Below are 20534 nucleotides of genomic sequence, written 5' to 3'. Positions count from 1 at the left end.
TGGTGGGCTGCCCGCGACACCTACGACGGTGCGCGACGCTCCTGGATCGTGAAGATCCGGCTGGATGTCCCGCCTGAGGCGCCGACCGGAGCCGGACACGGGACGCAGCACTGTGAAGGAGTCTACAGGGGGTTCAGGGCTGCTTCCGACCGAGGTTCTTCCTGGTCCACTCCACCGCGTCGGCGTACCGGGCCTCGGCGCCGTGCCGGGTGGGGGTGTAGTACTCCCGCTCCTTGATGGCGTCCGGCGCGTACTGCTGGGCGGCGATGCCCTCGGGCAGGTCGTGCGGATAGACGTATCCCTGGGCGTGCCCGAGCTTGGCCGCGCCCTTGTAGTGCCCGTCCCGCAGGTGCGCCGGCACGGGGCCGGCCAGGCCCTTGCGTACGTCCTCCATGGCGGCGCCGATGGCCGTCGTCGCGGCGTTCGACTTCGGGGCCAGGGCGAGGGCGATGGTGGCGTGGCTGAGGGTGAGCGCGGCCTCGGGGAAGCCGATCATGGCGACGGCCTGGGCGGCGGCGACCGCGATGGGCAGGGCGTTCGGATCGGCCAGGCCGATGTCCTCGCTGGCGGAGATCATCAGGCGGCGGGCGATGAACCGGGGGTCCTCACCGGCCTCGATCATCCGGGCCAGGTAGTGGAGCGCGGCGTCCACGTCCGAACCGCGGATGGACTTGATCAGGGCGCTGGCCACGTCGTAGTGCTGGTCGCCGTCGCGGTCGTACTTCACGGCGGCGCGGTCGACGGTCTCCTCCAGGGTCTGGAGACCGATCTCGCCCTCCCCCTTGTCGAGGGCGGCCCCGGCCGCGGCCTCCAGGGCGGTCAGGGCGCGGCGGGCGTCGCCGCCGGCGATCCGCAGGAGGTGCGCCTCGGTGTCCTCGGGGAGGGTGACCGAGCCCTTGAGGCCGCGCTCGTCGGTCAGCGCGCGTTTCAGCAGGCCGCGGAGGTCGTCGTCGGTGAGCGGTTCGAGGGTGAGGAGGAGGGAGCGGGACAGGAGCGGGGAGATCACCGAGAAGTACGGGTTCTCCGTGGTCGCCGCGATCAGCGTGACCCAGCGGTTCTCGACGGCCGGGAGGAGGGAGTCCTGCTGGGCCTTGCTGAAGCGGTGGATCTCGTCGAGGAAGAGGACGGTCTCCTTGCCGAAGCCGCCGGTGGCGCGGCGGGCGCCGTCGATGACCGCGCGGACCTCCTTGACCCCGGCGGTGATCGCGGAGAGCTCCACGAAGCGCTTGTTGGTGGCCTTGGAGACGACGTACGCCAGGGTCGTCTTGCCGGTGCCGGGCGGGCCCCAGAGGATCACCGAGGAGGGGCCGGCCGGTCCGCCGCCGGACTCACCGACCAGTCTGCGCAGGGGTGAGCCGGGCTTCAGCAGATGCTGCTGGCCCACGACCTCGTCCAGGGTGCGCGGACGCATCCGTACGGCCAGGGGGCTGGCGGCCGGGTCCTTCTCCTGGCGTTCTTCGGCTGCGGCGGTGAACAGATCGGGCTCCACACGAAAACCCTATGTCACGCCACTGACACTCCGGCCGGGCCGATGCCGGGCCCGAGGACGGTCAGCTGGTCCAGAAGTCCCACCAGCGGGTCAGGATCAGCATGCCGATGATGCCGATGTGCATCACGGGCAGGACCCAGGTGAACTCGCCGAAGAAGCCCTTCAGCCAGCCGGGGGCGGGCAGGAAGCCGTTGCGGATGTTGGAGGACGTCACGTACCAGAACATCACGATCGTGGCGACCCAGGCGAGGCAGCACCACAGACAGAGCGAGTTGATGTTGTACAGCGACTGGTACTGCAGCCAGGTCACGAAGCCGACACCGAAGGCGGTGCCCGCGTTGAAGGTCAGCCAGTACCAGCGCGGGTAGGTGGTACGGGCGAGCAGACTCACGCCGACGCAGATGACGATGCCGTAGGCGACGAGGCCGAGCATCGGGTTGGGGAACCCGAAGACGGAGGCCTGGTCGCTCTTCATGATGTTGCCGCAGGAGACCACCGGGTTGAGGCTGCACCCCGGCGTGAAGTTGGGGTCTTCGAGCAGCTTGAACTTGTCGAGCGTGATGACCCAGGAGGCGAGCAGCCCGGCCGCGCCGGTGATCAGCAGCAGGATCGCGAAGGCCCGGCTCCCGCCCACCGTGCGCGGGGCCTCGGTGGGTTCCGGGCCGGTGGTCGAGACGTCCCTGACTGTCGTCTTGCTCATCACGTCGATTCCGTCGTTTCCATAGCGTCGAAGGGGCCGCTGGGGCACGGTCATTGTGCCGTACACCCTCGCGCGCGCACTGTTCGCTGGACGTAAAAGTCGCCCCCGCCACCCGTAAAGGGCGACGAGGGCGACAGGGGTTCGAACTCAGCCCAGCCGGGACTCCAGCTCGGCCACGATCTCGTTCACGCCGACGGCGACCTGTTCTCCGGACTCCATGTCCTTGAGCTGGACGACGCCCTCGGCGAGGTCGCGTTCGCCGGCCACGACCGTGTAGCGCGCGCCGCTGCGGTTGGCGTTCTTCATCGCGCCCTTCAGGCCCTTGCCGCCGTAGGCGAAGTCGGCCGCGATGCCCACCTTGCGCAGTTCGGTGACCTTGGTGAACAGCAGGCGGCGGGCCTCGTCGCCGAGCGGGACGGCGAACACGCTGGTGGCGGCGGGGAGTTCGAGCTCGATGCCCTCCGCCTCCAGGGCGAGGACCGTGCGGTCGACGCCGAGCGCCCAGCCGACCGAGGGCAGCGCGGGGCCGCCGATCATCTCGGAGAGACCGTCATAGCGGCCGCCGCCGCCCACTGCGGACTGCGAGCCCAGACCGTCGTGGACGAACTCGAAGGTCGTGCGGGTGTAGTAGTCCAGGCCGCGCACCAGCTTGAGGTCGTCCTCGAAGACGACGCCCGCCGCCGTGATCAGCTCGCGCACCTCCTCGTGGTACGCCTTGCAGGCGTCGCAGAGGTGGTCGCGCAGCAGCGGGGCGTCCCCGAGCTGCTTCTGGACCGACTCGCGCTTGTCGTCGAGGACCCGCAGCGGGTTGATCTCCGCGCGGCGGCGCGTGTCCTCGTCCAGGTCGAGGCCGCGCAGGAAGTCCTGCAGGGCGGCCCGGTAGACGGGACGGCACTCCTTGTCGCCGAGGCTGTTGAGCAGGATGCGGAAGTTCCTCAGGCCCAGCGAGCGGTACGCCTGGTCGGCCAGGATGATCAACTCGGCGTCCAGGGCCGGGTCCTCGGCACCGATGGCCTCGGCGCCCACCTGGGAGAAGTGGCGGTAACGGCCCTTCTGGGGGCGCTCGTAGCGGTAGTACGAGCCGGAGTACCAGAGCTTGACCGGGAGGTTGCCCACCTTGTGGAGGTTGGCCTCCAGCGCGGCGCGCAGGACGGATGCGGTGCCCTCGGGACGCAGGGCGAGCCTGTCGCCGCCCTTGGTCTCGAAGGCGTACATCTCCTTGGTCACGATGTCGGTGGACTCGCCGACACCGCGCGCGAACAGTTCGACGCTCTCGAAGCCTGGGGTCTCGATGTAGCCGTAGCCGGAGTTGCGCAGCGGCGCGGCGATGGCCTCGCGGACGGCCAGATACCTGGCACTGTCCGGGGGCAGCAGGTCGTACGTGCCCTTGGGGGCCTGAAAGGTGCTCACGGAAGGTCTCTCGTCACATTCCTCGTCGGGGAGGGGTCGTCGGACCCTCTCCCTGGCCGCCGGCGGCCACCTGCCGCAGATACGGGTTGGTGGCGCGCTCCTGGCCGATGGTCGTCTGGGGGCCGTGGCCGGACAGCACCACGGTCGAGTCGTCGAGCGGCAGGCACACGCGGGCCAGCGAGTCGAGCATCTCGGCCATGTCACCGCCGGGCAGGTCGGTGCGTCCGATGGAGCCGGCGAAGAGCAGATCCCCGGAGAAGAACACGGAGGGGATCTCCGTGTTCTCGGGCATCCGGAAGGTCACCGACCCCTTGGTATGGCCGGGCGCGTGCGCGACGGACAGCTCCAGACCGGCCAGCTCCAGCTTCGCGCCGTCGGTCAGCTCCTTGACGTCGTCCGGCTCCCCCACGGTCAGCTCGCCCATGAGCGGCATGCCGATGGACCGGCCGAGCGCCTTCTCCGGGTCGCTCATCATGTACCGGTCCTCGGGGTGGATCCACGCCGGTACGTCGTGCGCGCCGCACACCGGGACGACCGAGGCCACGTGGTCGAGGTGGCCGTGGGTGAGGACGACGGCGACGGGCTTGAGCCGATGCTTCTTCAGCGTCTCCTCGACACCCTGGGTGGCCTGGTGGCCCGGGTCGATGATCACGCACTCCTCACCGGCGGCGGGGGCGACCAGATAACAGTTGGTCCCCCAGGCCCCGGCGGGGAACCCGGCAATGAGCACGATCGTCCTTCTTGTGGCGTACGAGGGTGGGTTGCTGTGGATCAGAGCCTACCGGCGCTGCCGTTTCCTCAGCGAACCCATATACGGTACGGGTCACACGCAATCAGTCCACTCAACGGACGCGCGACGCACCCGTCGACGTACGAGACGCATGAGGAGAGAACCCCGTGGTCAGCCAGGATCAGCGGCGGCGACAGCTCGCCCGGGAGAAGTTCTTGCGGCAGCAGCAGCGGCGTACGTCCGCGCGGCGCAGGGCACGAGTCCGCAACGCGGTGATCGCCTCGGTACTCGGTGTGATCCTGGTCGGCAGTGTGGCGCTCTACACGACCGACGTCCTCAAGGGCGACGACAAGAAGGACAACGTGAGCGCGGACGCGAGCACGAGCCCCTCGCCCAGCAAGGCGCCGGACCCGTGCGAGAAGGCGGCCGAGGGCAAGGTGAAGGAACTCACCTTCAAGAAGGAACCCGCGATCACCATCGACAAGACCGCGAAGTACACGATGGATCTGCAGACGACCTGCGGCGCCATCCCCATAACGATGGACGCGGCGAAGGCCCCGCACACGGTCAACTCGTTCAACTTCCTGGTCAACAAGGGTTACCTGGACCACACGAAGTGCCACCGGCTCACCACCGAAGGCATCTATGTCCTGCAGTGCGGTGACCCCCAGGGCACCGGCATGGGCGGTCCCGGCTACACGATCCCGGACGAGAACCTGAAGGACTCGCGCCTGAAGGGCGATGTGTACCCGGCGGGCACGGTCGCGATGGCGAACCAGTTCAACGCGCAGACGGGCGAGGGCAAGAACAGCGGCGGCAGCCAGTTCTTCCTCGTATTCCAGGACAGCCCGCTGCCGGCCAACTACACACCGTTCGGCACGGTCTCCAAGGACGGCATGAAGGTCCTGAAGAAGATCGCTGACGCGGGTGCCCAGCCCGCGGACCCCCAGACGTACAACACGGCACCCAACGCGACCGTGGTAATCAACAAGGCGACTGTCAAGAAGTCCTGACCGCCAACAGCGAAATTTCGGTCGCGCGGGATGCGGACAGGCAACCCGCCGGTCGCCTATGTTGGCCGTGACGAAACTGTGGACGATGCCCGGGGGAGCTTCAGGCCCCCCGCAGGCATCATGTGGAGGAGGCGCTGTGAGCAGCGACCCGTGGGGCCGCGTCGACGAGACGGGGACCGTGTACGTGCGTACGGCCGACGGCGAGCAGGTCGTCGGTTCCTGGCAGGCCGGCTCCCCTGAGGAGGCGCTGGCCTACTTCGAGCGCAAGTACGAGGGCCTGGTTGTCGAGATCGGCCTCCTCGAGAAGCGCGTCAAGACCACCGACCTGTCCGCGAAGGACGCCCAGGCCGCGATCGACCACATTCGTGAGCAGGTGGACGCGCACCACGCGGTCGGTGACCTGGACGCGCTCAAGGTGCGCCTGGACAAGCTGGTCGAGACCGTCGAGGCACGGCGCGAGGAGCGCAAGCAGCAGCGGGCCAAGCAGTCGGACGAGGCGCGGCACGCCAAGGAGGCCCTGGTCGCCGAGGCGGAGGAGCTGGCCCAGTCCGACCAGTGGCGGTCCGCCGGTGAACGGCTGCGGGCGCTGGTGGACACCTGGAAGGGTCTGCCGCGGCTGGACCGGAAGTCCGACGACGAGCTCTGGCACCGTTTCTCGCACGCCCGCTCGGCGTTCTCCAAGCGTCGCAAGGCCCACTTCGCGCAGCTCGACGCGCAGCGCGAGGACGCCCGCAAGACCAAGGAGAGGCTGGTCGCGGAGGCCGAGGCACTGTCGAACTCGACGGACTGGGGTCCGACGGCCGCGCGCTACCGCGAGCTGATGGCCGACTGGAAGGCCGCCGGCCGCGCCCAGCGCGAGCACGAGGACGATCTGTGGAACCGCTTCCGGGGCGCCCAGGACGTCTTCTTCGCCGCCCGCAGCTCGGTGTTCGCCGAGCGTGACGCGGAGCAGTCGGAGAACCTCAAGCTCAAGGAGGAGCTGGCCGGGGAGGCGGAGAAGATCCTGCCGGTGACAGATCTGAAGGCGGCCCGTGCCGCGTTCCGCTCGGTCAACGAGCGGTGGGAGGCCATCGGCCACGTGCCGCGTGACGCCCGTCCGAAGGTCGAGGGCCGGATGCACGCGGTCGAGCGGGCCATCCAGGAGGCCGAGGAAGCGGAGTGGCGCCGCACCAACCCGGAGGCCCGTGCTCGTGCGGCCGGCCTCACGGGTCAGCTCCAGGCCGCCGTCGACAAGCTGAAGACGCAGATCGAGGCCGCCCGCGCCCAGGGCAACAACGCCAAGGCCGACAAGCTCCAGCGTGAGCTCGACGGCCGCCAGGCTCTGCTGGACCAGGCGCTGAAGGGCCTTCAGGAGTTCGGCGGCTGAGTCACAGACACACACGCGAAAGGGTTAGGCGCCGGGCTCCCGGGCCTAACCCTTTCGCGCATCAATGACACAGATTCACGCTGAGACAATCAGCTCCGCCGCCGCACGACATGGACAACGCTTATCAGGGCAGCACCCGCAAGGAGACCGTAGAGGGCCCAAGAAATACTTGGCATTCCATCGTTGCGTTCCCAGCCGATGGCGGAAAAAATCCATACCACGATGAGAAGCGTAAGGGGCGCCCACTGTCGCGTTCGGATACTCCGCCGCTTGACTTCCTCGCGAGACATTCACCCTCCTAGCTGTCAATCCGTGCGGTTTACTTGTTCTTGTTGAACTTCAGCTTGCAGTGCTTGTTGGTGCACGCGGGCTTGAAGTTCACCTTGCCCCTCGGCACAGGGGTCGGCCCGACGAATTTGCTGCTGTAGTAGGTCGCGGTCACCTTGAAGTCCTCCGCGTAGCTGCAGACCGGGATCTTGCCGGCCAAGCAGGTCTGCGCCCGGCCGGTGGCCGCCCACTTCACGATCTTGCTGGACTTGGACGACTGGTACGGCTTGTTGTAGTCGAGATTCCAGCCGAGGAGCTTGGCGGGTGCGGTGGTGGAGTTCTCCGACCATGCCCGACTGCTCGTGATCTTGCCCTTGCCGTTCTCGCAGATCTGTACCCGAGTGGTGATCTGTCCAATACGCGTGGAGACCTTTGCCTCCGAGAGGTAATACGTCTTGCTGTACGTCTTGCATCCCGCCGCCGCCGCTGGAGTGGCAGTGAACGCGATACCCCCCGCGAGTACCGCCCCGGTCAACGCCCCAGCCGCGACACGACGTCTGATGCTCATATTTCCCCCAACGATTGAGATTTTTGGCCTGCGTTCTTCGACGCAGGAAAAAAATATGACGCCTGACGGGGCCACATCAATCGATTTGAGCATCATTTGAGTTCGGGCAGCGGACGGCGTTGTACGTCGCAACCGCCATCGATCGCCCGGCGTCTTTCTTTTCTTCTATCCGGGCCGTCGCGCCGACGTCACCCGGTACACGTCGTACACGCCCTCCACGCCGCGTACGGCCTTCAGGACGTGGCCCAGGTGCTTCGGGTCGCCCATCTCGAAGGTGAAGCGGGAGGTGGCGACGCGGTCGCGGGAGGTCTGGACGGCCGCCGACAGGATGTTGACGTGCTGGTCGGACAGGACGCGGGTGACGTCGGACAGCAGACGGCTGCGGTCCAGGGCCTCGACCTGTATGGCGACGAGGAAGACCGAGGACTGGGTCGGCGCCCACTCGACGTCGAGGATGCGCTCGGGTTCACGGGAGAGCGACTCGACGTTGACGCAGTCGCTGCGGTGAACCGATACGCCACTGCCTCGGGTGACGAAGCCGATGATGGGGTCGCCGGGGACGGGCGTACAGCAGCGGGCGAGCTTGACCCACACGTCATCGACGCCCTTGACCACGACACCGGGGTCGTTGCTGCCGCGCCGCTTGCGGCTCCGGCCGCGGGTGGGCGGTACGGACTCGTCGATCTCCTCGGTGGCGGCCTCCTCGCCGCCGAGGGCCTGGACGAGCTTCTGGACCACGCTCTGCGCGGAGACATGGCCTTCGCCTATGGCCGCGTAGAGGGCGGAGATGTCCGGGTAGCGCATCTCGTGCGCCAGGGTGACGAGCGAGTCGCCCGTGAGGATGCGCTGGATCGGCAGGTTCTGCTTGCGCATCGCGCGGACGATGGCGTCCTTGCCCTGCTCGATGGCCTCGTCGCGGCGCTCCTTGGAGAACCAGGCGCGGATCTTGTTGCGGGCGCGCGGCGACTTCACGAAGCCGAGCCAGTCGCGGGAGGGGCCCGCGCCGGCCGCCTTGGAGGTGAAGACCTCCACCAGGTCGCCGTTGTCGAGGGTGGATTCGAGCGGGACCAGGCGGCCGTTGACCCGGGCGCCTATGGTGCGGTGGCCGACCTCGGTGTGGACCGCGTACGCGAAGTCGACGGGGGTCGCGCTGGCCGGCAGCGCGATGACGTCGCCCTTCGGGGTGAAGACGAAGACCTCGTTGCGGGAGAGGTCGAAGCGCAGGGACTCCAGGAACTCTCCGGGGTCCTCGGTCTCCTTCTGCCAGTCGAGGAGCTGGCGCAGCCAGGCCATGTCGTTGAGGTGGTCGTCCTTGCCGGTGGTCCTCGGCTGGTCCGAGCGCACCTTGGAGGCACCGGCGACGGCCTCCTGCTTGTACTTCCAGTGCGCGGCGATGCCGTACTCGGCGCGGCGGTGCATGTCGAACGTACGGATCTGGAGTTCGACGGGCTTGCCGTTGGGGCCGATGACCGTCGTGTGCAGCGACTGGTACATGTTGAACTTGGGCATCGCGATGTAGTCCTTGAACCGCCCCGGAACCGGGTTCCAGCGGGCGTGGACGGTGCCCAGGGCCGCGTAGCAGTCGCGGACGGTGTCCACCAGGACGCGGATGCCCACCAGGTCGTAGATCTCCGCGAAGTCGCGACCGCGGACGATCATCTTCTGGTAAACGCTGTAGTAGTGCTTCGGGCGGCCGGTCACGGTGGCCTTGATGCGGGCGGCGCGCAGGTCCTGCTGGACCTCGTCGGTCACTATGGCGAGGTACTCGTCGCGCTTGGGCGCGCGCTCGGCGACGAGGCGGACGATCTCGTCGTACATCTTGGGGTAGAGGATCGCGAAGGCGAGGTCCTCCAGCTCCCACTTGATGGTGTTCATGCCCAGGCGGTGGGCGAGCGGCGCGTAGATCTCCAGGGTCTCGCGCGCCTTCTTCTCCTGCTTCTCGCGCTTGAGGTAGCGCATGGTGCGCATGTTGTGCAGGCGGTCGGCGAGCTTGATGACCAGGACGCGGGGGTCCTTGGCCATGGCGACGACCATCTTGCGCACGGTCTCGGCCTGGGCGGCCTCGCCGAACTTGACCTTGTCGAGCTTGGTGACGCCATCGACGAGGAGGGCGACGGAGTCACCGAAGTCACGGCGGAGCTGGTCGAGGCCGTACTCGGTGTCCTCGACCGTGTCGTGCAGCAGACCGGCCATCAAGGTGGCCGGATCCATACCCAGCTCGGCGAGGATGGTGGTGACGGCGAGCGGGTGCGTGATGTACGGGTCGCCGCTCTTGCGCTTCTGGCCCCGGTGCCAGCGCTCGGCGACCTGGTAGGCCTTCTCGATCTGGCGGAGCGTCGACGTCTCGATCTTCGGGTCGTTGCTGCGCACGATCCGCAGCAACGGCTCCAGGACCGGGTTGTACGGGTTGGAGCGCTGCACGCCGAGGCGGGCGAGACGGGCCCGTACGCGGTTGGAGGAGCCGGAGCGGGCCGGCTGCCCCGTGCTCGCGGGGCGGGCCGGGGGCGCCGGAGCGGGCGCGGGCGCGGGGCGCTCGGGCGATGGGGGTCCCCCCGGTCGAGCCGAGTCGAGAGAGGGGGAGGGCTTGGGGCGCGACGGGCCGTCGGTCTTGTCGGCGGGCGCGGACTGGGCGTGCTCGACGGAGCCCTGTGCGGACGCGGCGGTGTTCTCGGGGTTCGCCTTCGTCGCGTCCTGCGCGGGCTTGGCCGCGGGGCCCGAGGTGGACTCGGGCTTGGCGGCTGTCAGGTGCTGGGCCTCGTCTGCCAAGAGGGCTCCTCGTGCGCGATCCGGGTCCCCCGGTCAGGCTCCGGAGCACCCATGGTAGCGATCCCGCGCCCCAGGATCGCCTTCAGGCCACAGTGAGGGCGGTCTACCCATGCAACACAGGGGGCGCGCGGCGGATTCCTCGGGGCCGCCGCAGGGGTGTGCGGCGAGGGCTGGGAGCGTGGTGGATCGGTACGGCGCGGGTCGTCCGGGCTGCTCACGCGGCTCCCCTTTCGGGGCGGGGCCGGTGGTGCGCGGCCGAGGGGGCGGCTGCAGGGGCGCACAACTACGGCGGGCGCCCCGGGAAGGATCCCGGGGCGCCCGCCGTGTGCTGGTGCGCCGTGTGTCAGACGGTGATCAGGGCCTCCAACGGGGCCCCCGCCAACGCGGTCTCCAGGCGCTGCCGGCCCGGGAGGAACGACAGCTCCATCAGGACCGCGACGCCGGCGACCTGGGCGCCCGCCCGGCGGATCAGCTGGAGGGAGGCCTCGGCGGTGCCGCCGGTGGCGAGGACGTCGTCGATGACCATGACGCGGTCGCCCACGCTCAGGTCCTCGGCGTGCACCTCGATCTCGGCGGAGCCGTACTCCAGGTCGTAGGCCTGGCCGAGCGTGGCTCCGGGGAGCTTGCCCGCCTTGCGCACGGGGATGAAGCCGACGCCCGCGCGGACGGCGGCCGGGGCGCCCAGGATGAAGCCCCGGGCCTCCAGGCCGACGATCTTCGTGGCACCGTGCCGGACCGTCAGCTCGGCCAGCGCGTCGGTCAGCGCGGTGAACGCCGCCGGGTCGGCCAGCAGCGGGGTGATGTCCTTGAACAGCACCCCCGGCTCCGGGTAGTCCGCGACATCACGGATACGGCTGAGCAGCAGCTCCTTGATGTCGGTCATCGCCGCTTCCCGCCCCGGCCCCGGCTGCGGCTCCCGGACTGGGCACGCGGACCGACCACCGCGGGGGTGGCGTCCGCCGGCTCGTCGTCGTCGTACGAACCGTCGGCCGCCGGCTCCGAGTCGTGCTCGGCCTGGGCCCGCTTGGCGAGGACGCGCTTCTTGAGTGCCTTCAGCTGCGGCTCGCGCTCCTTGAGGTCGGCGACGAGCGGCGTGGCGATGAAGATCGAGGAGTAGGCACCGGCCGCGAGGCCGACGAACAGCGACAGCGAGATGTCGTTGAGCATGCCCGCGCCGAGGACACCGCCACCGATGAAGAGGAGGCCGGCGACCGGGAGCAGCGCCACCACCGTGGTGTTGATCGACCGCACCAGGGTGCTGTTGATCGAGCGGTTGGCGATCTCGGCGTACGTCCAGCGGTTCTGCTTGGTGATGTCCTTCGTCTGCTCCTTGAGGCTGTCGAAGACGACGACCGTGTCGTAGAGCGAGTAACCGAGGATGGTCAGCAGACCGATCACCGTGCCCGGCGTCACCTCGAAGCCGACGAGGGCGTAGATGCCGATCGTGATGGTGATGTCGTGGATCAGGGCGACGAAGGCGGCGATGGCCATGCGCCACTCGAAGGCGATCGCCAGATAGATCACCACGAGCACCAGGAAGATGGCCAGGCCCTGCCAGGCCTTGTTGGCGATCTGGTCACCCCAACTGGGGCCGACCAGGTCCGCGTTGATCGAGTCGGCGTCGACCTTCAGGTCCTTGGCGAGTTCCTGCTTGATCTCGTCGGACTTGGCCGTGTCCACACCGGAGATCTGGATGCGCAGTGAGTCGTTGCCGAGTTCCTGGACGATCGCGTCGTGGCCGGAGGCCTCCTCCGCGTAGGTCTCCGCCTGGCTGACCGAGACGCTCGTCTTCCCGGTGGTGAAGACGGCACCGCCCTGGAACTCGATGCCCATGCTCAGACCGCGCACCGCCAGGCCGACGATGGCCGTGATGGTGATCAGGATCGAGACGCCGTACCAGATCTTGCGGTTGCCGACGAAGTCGTAGCCGACCTCGCCGCGGTGGAGTCGGGCTCCGAGGTCACCGAGCTTCGACATCTCAGGCCTCCTTCGGGTCGGCGGGGACGACGGGACGGCGGGTGCGGCGCAGCGGCGGCCGCGCACCCAGTCGCTTCGGGTCGAGACCGGACCAGCTGTGGCCGTTGCCGAAGAACTTGGTGCGGGCCAGCAGGGTCAGGAGCGGCTTCGTGAAGAAGAAGACGACCACGACGTCGAGCACGGTCGTCAGGCCCAGCGTGAACGCGAAGCCCTGGACCTTGCCGACGGTCACGATGAAGAGCACCGCGGCGGAGAGGAACGAGACGAAGTCGGAGACCAGGATGGTGCGCCGGGCACGGGGCCAGGCCCGCTCGACGGCGGGACGCAGCGTGCGGCCCTCGCGGATCTCGTCCCGGACGCGTTCGAAGTACACGATGAACGAGTCCGCGGTGATACCGATCGCGACGATCGCACCGCAGACCGCCGGGAGGTTCAGCGCGAAGTTGATGGTCGGGCCGAGCAGCGCCATGATCACGTAGGTCAGGACCGCCGAGACCAGCAGCGAGGCGATGGCGATGAGCGAAAGGCCGCGGTAGTAGACGACCAGGTAGATCACGACCAGGGCCAGACCGATCGCACCGGCGATCAGACCGGCCTGCAGCTGCTCACCGCCGAGCGCGGGGCTGACGGTGGTGACGCTGGACTCCTTGAAGGTCAGCGGGAGCGCGCCGTAGGACAGCATGTTGGCGAGGTTCTGGGCCTCCTCCTGCGTGAAGCTGCCGGAGATCTCGGCCTTGCCGCCGGTGACCGCCGCCTGCACGTAGGGGTGGGAGACGACCTCGTCGTCGAGGACGATCGCGAACTCGTTCTGCGGGGAGGTCTGCGTCGCCAGCTGGCCGGTGATGTCGGCGAACTTGTCGGCGCCCTTGGAGTCGAAGTCCATGACGACCTGCCAGCCGGTGCCGCTCTGCGTGTCGAGCAGCGCCTGGGCCTTCTCGACCTCGGTGCCGTCGACCCCGACCGGGCCGAGGACGAACTTGCTCCAGCTGCCGTTGTCCTGGCCGCAGGCCACGACGACGTCGGTGGTCTTGCCCTTGCCGGCCTCGGCGCGCTGCTTCGGGTCGTTGCAGTCGAGGGCGGCGAACTTGGCCTGGATCGCCTGGGTCGCGGCGTCGGCGCTCGGGGTCGCGGACGGGGAGGCGTCGTCGGAGGCCTTGGCGGACGCCGAGCCGCTGCCCGACGGCGTGGGGTCGGCCTTCAGCGCGTCGGTGAGCGCACGGCCCTGCGACGTGGCGGAGGACGACGGGCTGGCGGAGTCGCCGGCCCCGGGCTCGGTGGCCTCGTCCTTGCCGTCGGAGCTCGACGGGCTCGGCGAGCCGCTGCCACTGGGGCTGGTGCTCGGCGAGGCGGTGGGGTTCTCCGTCGCACCGGAGCCGACCTGGCTCTGGAGGACGGGACGGAAGTACAGCTTCGCGGTGGTACCGACCTGGTCCCTGGCCTCTTCGGAATCCGTGCCCTTGGGGATGTTGACAATGATGTTCTCATTGCCCTGGGTCTGGACCTCCGCCTCGGACACGCCCAGACCGTTGACACGGCGGTTCATGATCTCGACCGCGGTGTCCATGTTGGTCTTGTTGATCGCGTTGGGCTGGCCGGGCTCGTTGATCGCCGTCAGTGTGATGCTCGTACCACCGGCGAGGTCGATACCGAGACGCGGAGTGGTGTGTCCGGAGGCGAACATTCCCCCGGTGAGCGCCACAAGGGCGATCAGGATGAGGGCCAGCGCGCGCCCAGGCTTGCTCTGGGCGCTCGCGCTCCGGCCCTTCTTCGGTGCTGCCACCTTCTCGTACTCCCTCTCGGGCCGTCGTGCGCGGGGTCAGCGCGGGGACGGCCATGACTTGTGTCGGGAATCCGGCGAAAACGGCACGTGCCCGGGGCGCGGGCGGTTCTCGCTCGCACTCCCGGGACGTGACTACTTCGCGTCGGACTCGCCGTCGGTCTTCTTCGGCTCTGCTTCGTCGGCCTTCGCCTCGGCGGTCTCGTCGGCCGCGTCGTCGGACGCGTCCTTCTTGCCGAGGTCGATGGGCTTGTCGTCGGAAGCGGCGGAAGCGTCGTCGGAGGGCTCGTCGGTCTCGGTGAGGGAGGAGGCGTCGTCCGGGACGACGTCGGACTTCAGGTCGTGCTCGATGCCGTGGACGATGCGGTTGTACTCCTCGTCGCTCAGGACGGCACCGATGGAGTTCTTGGCGAACAGCAGCTCGACGCCCGGCCCGGCGTCGAGGAGGACCGTGTCCTCGCTGACCTCCTTGACGGTCGCGTACATGCCCCCGATCGTGCGGACGCCGGAACCGGGCTGCATCTGGTTCCGCATGTCGACGGCCTGCTGCTGCTTCTTCTTGGCCGATCGGGTCATCAGGATCATGGCCCCGATGAGCACGATGAACGGGAGGAGGGTCACGAGACTCACGGGTCGGAACTTCCTTCACACGACCGCGATGGCGAGCGGCCTGATGGTTGGGGGTATGTGTGCTGCCGACAAGGGCGGCATCGGCGGAGTCTAAGCGAGTCCACCGTGATGGAACAACGCACAGCATGTCACCGGGGTTCCATGCCGGGCGAGTACCGCGCCGTCACGAGACGGTCACGCCCCGAACAGGTCCTGTTGTCCGTTTCCGCCGGTCGTGCCGCGTGGCGGGGTGAGTCCGAGATGGGCCCAGGCGGCGGGGGTCGCGACCCGGCCGCGGGGGGTCCGGGCGAGCAGTCCCTCGCGGACGAGGAAGGGCTCGGCGACCTCCTCGACGGTCTCGCGCTCCTCCCCCACGGCGACGGCGAGGGTCGAGAGGCCGACGGGTCCGCCGCCGAAGAGCTTGAGCAGGGCTTCGAGGACGCCCCGGTCGAGGCGGTCGAGGCCGCGGGCGTCCACCTCGTAGACGGCGAGGGCGGCCCCGGCGATGTCGCGCGTGATGAAGCCGTCCGCCTTGACCTGCGCGTAGTCCCGTACCCGGCGCAGCAGGCGGTTGGCGATACGGGGGGTGCCGCGGGAGCGGCCCGCGATCTCGGCGGCGCCGTCCGTGTCGATCTCGACGTCGAGCAGGTTCGCCGAGCGGTGGATGACCCGTTCCAGTTCGGCGGGCTCGTAGAACTCCATGTGCGCGGTGAAGCCGAAGCGGTCGCGCAGCGGCGGCGGCAGCAGTCCCGCGCGCGTGGTGGCGCCGACCAGGGTGAAGGGCGGCAGTTCGAGGGGGATCGCGGTGGCGCCGGGGCCCTTGCCGACGATCACGTCGACGCGGAAGTCCTCCATCGCCATGTACAGCATCTCCTCGGCGGGCCGGGACATGCGGTGGATCTCGTCGAGGAAGAGGACCTCTCCCTCCTGGAGGGAGGAGAGGATCGCGGCGAGGTCGCCGGCGTGCTGGATGGCGGGGCCGGAGGTGATCCGGATGGGGGCGCCCATCTCGGCCGCGATGATCATCGAGAGCGTGGTCTTGCCGAGGCCCGGGGCACCGGAGAGCAGGACATGGTCGGCGGTGGCCCCGCGCGCGCGTGCCGCCCGCAGGACCAGGTCGAGCTGCTCGCGGACCTTCTCCTGACCGATGAACTCGTCGAGGTCCTTGGGGCGCAGGGCGGCCTCGACGGCCTGGTCCTCACGGTCGGCGACGGAGCCCACCAGGCGCTCGGGGGCGGTGTCGTCGGTCGTGTCGTCCCAGTTCATTGCGTGTGCCTCGCGGTTCGCGGTCGGATGGAGCGGAGGGGTGGCCGGGGGGCGTGCGGGTGGCGCACGAGCCTCGACAGAGCGGTCAGCGGGCTCTGTTGAGGGTCTGGAGGGCAGCCTTCAGCAACTGGCCCACCTGGGGCGTGCCTTCGGTGGCCTCGGCCTGGGGGGTCACGGCCGACACGGCTTCGTCGGCCTCGCGGGTGGCGTACCCGAGGCCGATCAGCGCCGCGTGCAACTGGTCGCGCCAGCCCTGGGTGACCGGGGCGCCGATCGCGGGGGCGCCCACCGGCTCGCCCAGGCGGTCCTTCAGCTCCAACAGCAGCTTCTGGGCACCCTTCTTGCCGATGCCGGGGACGGCGATCAGTGCCTTCTCGTCACCGGTGGCCACCGCTCGACGCAGGGCGTCCGGGGTGTGCACGGCGAGCATCGCCTGCGCCAGGCGCGGGCCCACGCCGCTCGCGGTCTGCAGCAGTTCGAAGACCTGGCGCTCGTCGTCGTCGACGAAGCCGTACAGCGTGAGCGAGTCCTCGCGGACCACCAGGGAGGTGGCGAGCTTGGCCGGCTGCCCCATGCGGAGTCCGGACAACGTGTTGGGCGTGCACTGGACCGCGATGCCGATCCCGCCCACCTCGACCACCGCGGAGTCCGGGGCGAGGGCGGCGACCGGGCCGCTGACGAAGGCGATCATGACGTACGGCCTTTCGATGCGTGCAGGGCCACGGCCTGCTGGAGGCGGTTCTGGGCGGGGGCCCGCCAGATGTGGCAGATGGCGAGGGCGAGGGCGTCGGCGGCATCCGCCGGTTTCGGTGGTGCGTCGAGCCGGAGGAGACGGGTGACCATGGCGCCGACCTGGGCCTTGTCGGCGCGGCCGCTGCCGGTGACGGCGGCCTTGACCTCGCTGGGCGTGTGCAGGGCGACGGGGATGCCGCGGCGTGCGGCGCACAGCATGGCGACGGCGCTGGCCTGGGCGGTGCCCATGACCGTCCGGACGTTGTGCTGGCTGAACACCCGTTCCACGGCGACGCATTCGGGGTGGTGTTCGTCGAGCCACCGCTCGATGCCCTGCTCGATCGCGACGAGGCGGTGCCCCAACTCCGCGTCCGCGGGCGTACGGACGACACCGACGCCGAGCATGGTGAGAGGTCGTCCGGCGACGCCCTCCACGACCCCGACACCGCAGCGGGTCAGTCCCGGGTCCACCCCCAGTACGCGCACGCGCCCCTCCCATCGATCTCCTGATTTCCGCAGGCTATCGGGTGCCACTGACAACGGCCGACAACGCGACGGGCCGACGGGGTGCGTCCCGTCGGCCCGTTGAAGCCCGTCGGCCGGGAAGCCCGCTCGGCTCCCGGCTGCGCTACGCGTCGACCTTGGCCATCACGTCGTCGCTGACGTCGAAGTTGGCGAAGACGTTCTGGACGTCGTCGCTGTCCTCCAGGGCGTCGATCAGCTTGAAGATCTTCTTGGCGCCCTCCTCGTCCAGCTCGACCTGCATGGTCGGGACGAAGTTGGCCTCGGCGGAGTCGTAGTCGATGCCGGCCTCCTGGAGGGAGGTGCGGACCGCGACCAGGTCGGTGGCCTCGCTGAGCACCTCGAAGGACTCGCCCAGGTCGTTGACCTCCTCGGCACCGGCGTCGAGCACGACCTCCAGGACGTCGTCCTCGGACAGCTCGCCCTTGGGGACGATCACGACGCCCTTGCGGTTGAAGAGGTACGAGACGGAGCCCGGGTCGGCCATCGAGCCGCCGTTGCGGGTCATGGCGACACGGACGTCCGAGGCGGCGCGGTTGCGGTTGTCGGTGAGGCACTCGATGAGCACCGCGACACCGTTGGGACCGTAGCCCTCGTACATGATCGTCTCGTAGTCGGCGCCACCGGCCTCCAGGCCGCCGCCACGCTTGATCGCGGAGTCGATGTTCTTGTTGGGAACCGACTGCTTCTTCGCCTTCTGCACGGCGTCGTAGAGCGTGGGGTTGCCTTCGAGGTCGACGCCGCCCATCCGTGCGGCGACCTCGATGTTCTTGATCAGCTTCGCGAAGAGCTTGCCGCGCTTGGCGTCGATCACGGCCTTCTTGTGCTTCGTCGTAGCCCATTTAGAGTGGCCGGACATCTGCCTGTCTCCTTCGCGTTACCCAACTCCGTACGAACCCCAGAGATCCTACAAGGACTCCGCCACCCGGTTCGCGTGCACCATGTCGACAAAGAGGGCGTGCAGCCGGTGGTCGCCGGTCAGTTCCGGGTGGAAGGAGGTGGCGAGGGCGTTGCCCTGGCGTACGGCGACGATGTGACCGTCGTGCTCGGCCAGCACCTCCGTCTCCGCGCCCACGGACTCCACCCAGGGGGCGCGGATGAAGACGCCCTCCACGGGATCGCCCTCGACGCCCTTCACGTCGACCGCCGCTTCGAAGGACTCGTTCTGGCGCCCGAAGGCGTTGCGGCGCACGATCATGTCGATGCCGCCGATGGTCTCCTGGCCCGAGCGCGGGTCGAGGATCTTGTCGGCGAGCATGATCAGGCCGGCGCAGGTGCCGTACACGGGCATGCCGTCGCGCACGCGCGCGCGGAGGGGCTCCATGACGCCGAAGAGGACGGCGAGCTTGGAGATGGTGGTGGACTCGCCGCCGGGGATGATGAGGCCGTCCACCTCGGCGAGTTCCTCGGGGCGCCGCACCGGCCTGGCCACGGCGTCGGCCGCGGCCAGGGCGACGAGGTGCTCCCGTACGTCGCCCTGGAGTGCCAGGACGCCTATGACGGGGGTGTCGCTCATGGGTGCTTACCAGCCCCGGTTCGCGTAGCGCTCGGCCTCGGGGAGGGTGTCGCAGTTGATGCCGACCATGGCCTCGCCCAGGTTGCGGGAGGCGTCCGCGATGATCTTCGGGTCGTCGTAGAAGGTGGTCGCCTTCACGATGGCGGCGGCGCGCTTGGCCGGGTCGCCGGACTTGAAGATGCCGGAGCCCACGAAGACGCCCTCGGCCCCGAGCTGGCGCATCAGCGCGGCGTCGGCCGGGGTGGCCACACCACCGGCGGAGAACAGCACCACCGGGAGCTTGCCCAGCTCGGAGACCTCCTTGACCAGCTCGTACGGGGCGCGCAGCTCCTTGGCGGCGGCGTACAGCTCGTTGTTGTCGAAGCCGCGCAGCTTGGCGATCTCGTTCTTGATCTGGCGCAGGTGCCGGACGGCCTCGACGACGTTGCCGGTTCCGGCCTCGCCCTTGGAGCGGATCATGGCGGCGCCCTCGGCTATGCGGCGCAGGGCCTCGCCGAGGTTGGTGGCACCGCAGACGAAGGGGGTGGTGAAGGCCCACTTGTCGGAGTGGTTGACCTCGTCGGCCGGGGTGAGGACCTCGGACTCGTCGATGTAGTCGACGCCGAGGGACTGCAGGACCTGGGCCTCGACGAAGTGGCCGATGCGGGACTTGGCCATGACGGGGATGGAGACGGCCTCGATGATGCCCTCGATCATGTCGGGGTCGGACATCCGGGCCACGCCGCCGTCCTTGCGGATGTCTGCGGGGACCCGCTCCAGGGCCATGACCGCGACCGCGCCCGCGTCCTCGGCGATCTTGGCCTGCTCCGGGGTGACGACGTCCATGATCACACCGCCCTTGAGCTGCTCGGCCATGCCGCGCTTCACGCGGGCGGTGCCGGTCTCGGGGGTCTGGGCGGCGGAGTTGGAGAGCGTGCTGGACACGGGTTTGACCTCGCTCGGGGAAGGGGGTTTCTGCAATCACCGAGGAAACGCGAGGGGAGCAGGCCACGGCAAGGGCCAATGGGAAGGCGGTGGATCGTTTTGTGGGGGGTGCGTTGTCGGGTGCGGGTGCGTGGGGGCTGGTCGCGTGGTTCCCCGCGCCCCTGAAAAGCAGGGCCTGGGCTTCAGGGGAGCGGGGAACCGCGTGAGAAGCCCCACCGGGCCCGCACCCGCCGACGAAACCGGCACCCCCGAGCCATGAGGCGCCCAGAAGTCAGGCCGTGGCCCGGTCGGCCAGGGCAACCGGCGGCTCGTCGTCCATCTCGAAGGCCATCGGGAACGGCGCGTGCCCGGCGAGCCGGAACCAGCGGACCTTGCGATGCCGACGCAACGCCCGCGCCGCCCGCACCGCGTCGTTGTGGAAGCGTCGCGCCATCGGCACCCGACGAACCGCCTGGGCCAGCTCGTTCGCCGCGTCCTCGCCCCCCGGCGCCTCGCGCACCACCTCCACCTGCTGCGCGTCCGCGAACACGGCCCGCAGTGCCTGGCTCAGCTCGCTCTCGGCGACCTCGCGCTGCTCTTCCTCGGCCTGCCGGGCCGCGTGCGCCGCCTCGTAGAGGACGATCGAGGCGGCCGGGTCCAGCACCCCGGACGTGGCCAGTTCCTGGGCGACCGACGCGCGGCGCAGCAGCTGCGCGTCGAGCGCGGCACGGGCGGCGTCGATGCGCGCGTGCAGCCGGTCGAGGCGTCCCGCGGTCCAGCTCAGGTACAGGCCGATCGCGAACAGGACGACCGCGATCCAGATGAGTGTGGAAGTCACGGGCGGCAAGGCTACTACCGGTGCCCCCCACCGCCACGTCCGAGTTCAGCGCTCCGCGCGGGGCGGGGGAAGCGCGCGTCCGGCC

The 20534-nt window shown here is 69.3% G+C and carries 19 protein-coding genes; 2 read left to right on the top strand and 17 right to left on the bottom strand.

All coding sequences use genetic code 11. The annotated features are described in order from the left end of the window. Positions 1-133: 133 nt before the first annotated feature. The 4 genes from K1J60_RS36900 to K1J60_RS36885 all read right to left on the bottom strand — a co-directional run bounded on the left by K1J60_RS36900 (position 134) and on the right by K1J60_RS36885 (position 4329). The gene (locus K1J60_RS36900) at positions 134-1489 is read right to left on the bottom strand and encodes a replication-associated recombination protein A (RefSeq protein WP_220650002.1); all 1356 of its coding nucleotides are present in this window, start codon (positions 1487-1489) and stop codon (positions 134-136) included. 61 nt (positions 1490-1550) lie between these two features. After that, a complete protein-coding gene (locus K1J60_RS36895; RefSeq protein ID WP_220650001.1) occupies positions 1551-2189 on the bottom strand; it encodes a vitamin K epoxide reductase family protein in 639 nt (212 codons plus the stop codon). 147 nt (positions 2190-2336) lie between these two features. Next, positions 2337-3599, bottom strand: coding sequence for a histidine--tRNA ligase (gene hisS / locus K1J60_RS36890; protein ID WP_220650000.1), 1263 nt, complete (start codon positions 3597-3599; stop codon positions 2337-2339). 13 nt (positions 3600-3612) lie between these two features. After that, on the bottom strand, positions 3613-4329 hold the full coding sequence (locus K1J60_RS36885; RefSeq protein WP_220649999.1) for an MBL fold metallo-hydrolase: 717 nt from the start codon (positions 4327-4329) through the stop codon (positions 3613-3615). A gap of 167 nt (positions 4330-4496) precedes the next feature. On the opposite strand from K1J60_RS36885, the gene K1J60_RS36880 reads away from it, so the two are divergent. Both K1J60_RS36880 and K1J60_RS36875 read left to right on the top strand, forming a co-directional pair. After that, positions 4497-5342, top strand: a complete 846-nt coding sequence (locus tag K1J60_RS36880; RefSeq protein ID WP_220649998.1) for a peptidylprolyl isomerase — start codon at positions 4497-4499, stop codon at positions 5340-5342. A 136-nt stretch (positions 5343-5478) separates the two neighbouring features. Further along, a complete protein-coding gene (locus K1J60_RS36875) occupies positions 5479-6708 on the top strand; it encodes a DUF349 domain-containing protein (protein WP_220649997.1) in 1230 nt (409 codons plus the stop codon). Positions 6709-7027: 319 nt separating this feature from the next. Here the strand turns inward: K1J60_RS36875 and K1J60_RS36870 are convergent, their stop codons facing one another. The 13 genes from K1J60_RS36870 to K1J60_RS36810 all read right to left on the bottom strand — a co-directional run bounded on the left by K1J60_RS36870 (position 7028) and on the right by K1J60_RS36810 (position 20449). Beyond that, the gene (locus tag K1J60_RS36870; protein ID WP_220649996.1) at positions 7028-7543 is read right to left on the bottom strand and encodes a hypothetical protein; all 516 of its coding nucleotides are present in this window, start codon (positions 7541-7543) and stop codon (positions 7028-7030) included. A gap of 165 nt (positions 7544-7708) precedes the next feature. Beyond that, complete coding sequence (locus tag K1J60_RS36865; protein ID WP_220649995.1) at positions 7709-10309, bottom strand: RelA/SpoT family protein; 2601 nt, start codon at positions 10307-10309, stop codon at positions 7709-7711. A gap of 343 nt (positions 10310-10652) precedes the next feature. Beyond that, entirely contained in the window at positions 10653-11192 is a 540-nt protein-coding gene (locus K1J60_RS36860) for an adenine phosphoribosyltransferase (protein ID WP_220649994.1), read from the bottom strand. Continuing rightward, entirely contained in the window at positions 11189-12286 is a 1098-nt protein-coding gene (gene secF / locus K1J60_RS36855; RefSeq protein WP_220649993.1) for a protein translocase subunit SecF, read from the bottom strand. The genes K1J60_RS36860 and secF overlap by 4 nt, the downstream gene beginning before the upstream one ends. 1 nt (position 12287) lies before the next feature. Then, the gene (gene secD, locus K1J60_RS36850) at positions 12288-14066 is read right to left on the bottom strand and encodes a protein translocase subunit SecD (protein ID WP_220649992.1); all 1779 of its coding nucleotides are present in this window, start codon (positions 14064-14066) and stop codon (positions 12288-12290) included. A gap of 132 nt (positions 14067-14198) precedes the next feature. Further along, positions 14199-14693 carry a preprotein translocase subunit YajC gene (yajC, locus tag K1J60_RS36845; RefSeq protein ID WP_220649991.1) on the bottom strand — a complete coding sequence of 165 codons (495 nt, stop codon included), beginning with the start codon at positions 14691-14693 and terminating at the stop codon, positions 14199-14201. A gap of 174 nt (positions 14694-14867) precedes the next feature. Beyond that, entirely contained in the window at positions 14868-15938 is a 1071-nt protein-coding gene (gene ruvB, locus K1J60_RS36840; RefSeq protein WP_220649990.1) for a Holliday junction branch migration DNA helicase RuvB, read from the bottom strand. Positions 15939-16023: 85 nt separating this feature from the next. Next, the gene (ruvA, locus tag K1J60_RS36835) at positions 16024-16629 is read right to left on the bottom strand and encodes a Holliday junction branch migration protein RuvA (RefSeq protein WP_220649989.1); all 606 of its coding nucleotides are present in this window, start codon (positions 16627-16629) and stop codon (positions 16024-16026) included. Next, the gene (ruvC, locus tag K1J60_RS36830; RefSeq protein ID WP_220649988.1) at positions 16626-17156 is read right to left on the bottom strand and encodes a crossover junction endodeoxyribonuclease RuvC; all 531 of its coding nucleotides are present in this window, start codon (positions 17154-17156) and stop codon (positions 16626-16628) included. Before ruvC ends, ruvA begins: the two co-directional genes overlap by 4 nt. A 142-nt stretch (positions 17157-17298) precedes the next feature. Further along, positions 17299-18051, bottom strand: coding sequence for a YebC/PmpR family DNA-binding transcriptional regulator (locus K1J60_RS36825; RefSeq protein ID WP_220649987.1), 753 nt, complete (start codon positions 18049-18051; stop codon positions 17299-17301). A 48-nt stretch (positions 18052-18099) separates the two neighbouring features. After that, positions 18100-18708, bottom strand: a complete 609-nt coding sequence (pdxT, locus tag K1J60_RS36820; RefSeq protein ID WP_220649986.1) for a pyridoxal 5'-phosphate synthase glutaminase subunit PdxT — start codon at positions 18706-18708, stop codon at positions 18100-18102. Positions 18709-18714: 6 nt separating this feature from the next. Continuing rightward, positions 18715-19632, bottom strand: a complete 918-nt coding sequence (gene pdxS / locus K1J60_RS36815) for a pyridoxal 5'-phosphate synthase lyase subunit PdxS (protein WP_033532596.1) — start codon at positions 19630-19632, stop codon at positions 18715-18717. Between the two features lie 271 nt (positions 19633-19903). Beyond that, complete coding sequence (locus tag K1J60_RS36810) at positions 19904-20449, bottom strand: LemA family protein (RefSeq protein ID WP_220649985.1); 546 nt, start codon at positions 20447-20449, stop codon at positions 19904-19906. Between the last annotated feature and the right edge of the window lie 85 nt (positions 20450-20534).

This window comes from Streptomyces akebiae (assembly GCF_019599145.1).
In the GTDB taxonomy this organism is placed as follows: Bacteria; Actinomycetota; Actinomycetes; order Streptomycetales; family Streptomycetaceae; genus Streptomyces; species Streptomyces akebiae.
This window is presented reverse-complemented; position numbering and strand designations above follow the sequence as displayed.

Bases quoted from the DNA above. Each gene is read 5' to 3' on its own strand.
- K1J60_RS36895 (WP_220650001.1), bottom strand. From the start codon at position 2,189: ATGAGCAAGACGACAGTCAGGGACGTCTCGACCACCGGCCCGGAACCC.
- K1J60_RS36870 (WP_220649996.1), bottom strand. From the start codon at position 7,543: ATGAGCATCAGACGTCGTGTCGCGGCTGGGGCGTTGACCGGGGCGGTA.
- K1J60_RS36860 (WP_220649994.1), bottom strand. From the start codon at position 11,192: ATGACCGACATCAAGGAGCTGCTGCTCAGCCGTATCCGTGATGTCGCG.
- secF (WP_220649993.1), bottom strand. From the start codon at position 12,286: ATGTCGAAGCTCGGTGACCTCGGAGCCCGACTCCACCGCGGCGAGGTC.
- ruvB (WP_220649990.1), bottom strand. From the start codon at position 15,938: ATGAACTGGGACGACACGACCGACGACACCGCCCCCGAGCGCCTGGTG.
- ruvA (WP_220649989.1), bottom strand. From the start codon at position 16,629: ATGATCGCCTTCGTCAGCGGCCCGGTCGCCGCCCTCGCCCCGGACTCC.
- K1J60_RS36825 (WP_220649987.1), bottom strand. From the start codon at position 18,051: ATGTCCGGCCACTCTAAATGGGCTACGACGAAGCACAAGAAGGCCGTG.
- pdxT (WP_220649986.1), bottom strand. From the start codon at position 18,708: ATGAGCGACACCCCCGTCATAGGCGTCCTGGCACTCCAGGGCGACGTA.